Source organism: Streptomyces sp. NPDC006261, from assembly GCF_040613515.1.
GTDB lineage: Bacteria > Actinomycetota > Actinomycetes > Streptomycetales > Streptomycetaceae > Streptomyces.
Window position 1 is genome coordinate 1 of record NZ_JBEXSI010000148.1, and the last position, 2,171, is coordinate 2,171.

Consider the following 2,171-nt stretch of genomic DNA (forward strand, 5'->3'; position numbering starts at 1 on the left):
GGCAGACTCACCTCGGCGAAGATTTCGTCACCCCGCCGCCAGACGGCACGCAGCCCCTGGAACACCGGACCGTACGCGAATCCCAGCTCCGCGAACTGCTCGTAGCAACCCTCCGTGTCCAGTGGCTCGGCCCCGGCCGGGGGCCATGCCGTCGCGTCGAAGCCGGTCCCAGTGGTGGGCGCGGAGTGGCCGGTCAGCGTGCCGGTGGCGTGCTGGGACCAGCGGGCGTCGACCGCATCCGCCGCTCCCTCCGGACGGGAGTAGATGTCCACCGGGCGCCGTCCCGACTCGTCGGGGGCGCCGACCGCGACCTGCACCTGGACCGCGCCACGATCGGGCAGCGTGAGCGGGGCGGCGAGGGTCAGCTCCTCGATCCGGCCGCAGTCGACTTCGTCACCGGCCCGGATCGCCAGCTCCAGCATCGCGGTCCCCGGCAACAAGACCCGGCCCATGACCGCGTGATCTGCGAGCCACGGATGCGACTGGACCGACAGACGGGCGGTGAACAACCGCCCCTGTCCGGAGGCGAGTTCGACGGCCGCGCCCAGCATCGGGTGCTCAGCCGAGCCCAGCCCCGCAGCACGTACGTCGCCGGGCGTGCCGGTGGCTCGAGAGCCGGCCGGCCAGAACCACTGGTGCTGGAAGGCGTACGTCGGCAGGGCGACCCGCCGTGCTCCGGTGCCGGTGAACAGTCCGTCCCAGTCGAGTGCCGTCCCGTGTACGTGCAGGCGGGCCAGTGCGGTGACCGCGGCCAGTTCCTCGTCCCGGTTCCTGCGCAGGAGCGGTACGGCCACCGCTCCGTCGGGTGCCGATTCCAGGGCCATGGCCGACAGGACACTGTCGGGGCCGAGTTCGAGGAATGTCGTCACCCCCTGTTCGGCCAGGGCCCGTATGCCGTCGGTGAAGCGGACGGCCTCACGGACGTGCCGCACCCAGTACTCCGCCGAACACAGCTCGTCCGCCGAAGCGACGAGGCCCGTCAGGTTCGAGACCACCGGAATCACCGGCACCCCGTACGACAGCCCCTGCGCGACGGTACGGAACTCCTCCAGCATCGGATCCATCAACGGCGAGTGGAACGCGTGCGAGACCCGCAGACGTGTCGTCTTCCGACCCAGCTCCGCCACCTGTGCGGCCACCGCCAGCACAGCGTCCTCATCGCCCGAGACGACCACCGACTGGGGACCGTTGACCGCGGCGATCGACACCGCGTCGGACAACAGCGGAAGCACCTCGCCCTCCGTCGCCTGCACCGCGACCATCGCGCCACCCTCGGGCAGCGCCCGCATGAGCCGCGCCCGCGCCACCACCAGCGCGCAAGCATCCTCCAGCGACAACACCCCCGCCACATGGGCAGCGGCGATCTCACCGATCGAATGCCCCGCCACGAAGTCGGGCAGCACACCCCACGACTCCACCAGCCGGAACAACGCCACCTCGACCGCGAACAACGCCGGCTGAGCGAAACCGGTGTCGTTCAGCAGGTCGGCGTCCTCACCCCACATCACCTCACGCAGGGGGCACACCGGCGCACCGTCGACCACGTCGAGTACGTCGAGTACGGAGTCGAGGGCCTCGGCGAAGGCCGGGAAGCGTCCGTACAGTTCACGGCCCATGCCGAGGCGCTGGCTGCCCTGGCCGGAGAAGAGGGCCGCAGTCCTGCCGCCCTGTACCGCTCCCGACTCCACCGAGGCGTCGGGAGCGCCGGAGGCAAGCGCGGTCAGTGCGCGGACGGCCTCCGTGCGCTCGGTCGCCAGGACCACGGCACGGTGCTCGAACGCCGAGCGGGTCGTCGCCAGCGAGTACCCGACGTCCAGTGTGTCGGCGACCGTCGTACTGTCCATCGTCGACAGCAGCCGGGCGGCCTGGTCCGCCAGCGCCTCGGGGGTCTTGCCGGAGAGCACCCACGGCACCACGGCCGGTTCCTTCACAGGGGTATCCGTGACCACCGTGCCCCGGATCACCGGGGACGGCTGCTCCAGGATCACGTGCGCGTTGGTCCCGCTGATCCCGAACGACGACACACCCGCACGACGCACCCGGTCCGTCTCCGGCCACACGGCGGACTCCGTCAGAAGCTCCACCGCCCCCTGCGACCAGTCCACATGCGAGGACGGAGCGTCGACGTGCAGGGTCTGCGGCAGCACTCCGTGCCGCATCGCCATGATCAT

The 2,171-nt window shown here is 71.0% G+C and carries 1 protein-coding gene; it reads right to left on the reverse strand.

Annotated elements, in window-relative coordinates:
- The coding region (locus ABZ154_RS34940) for a type I polyketide synthase (protein ID WP_356838488.1) at positions 1-2,171 on the reverse strand (2,171 nt) is incomplete at both ends.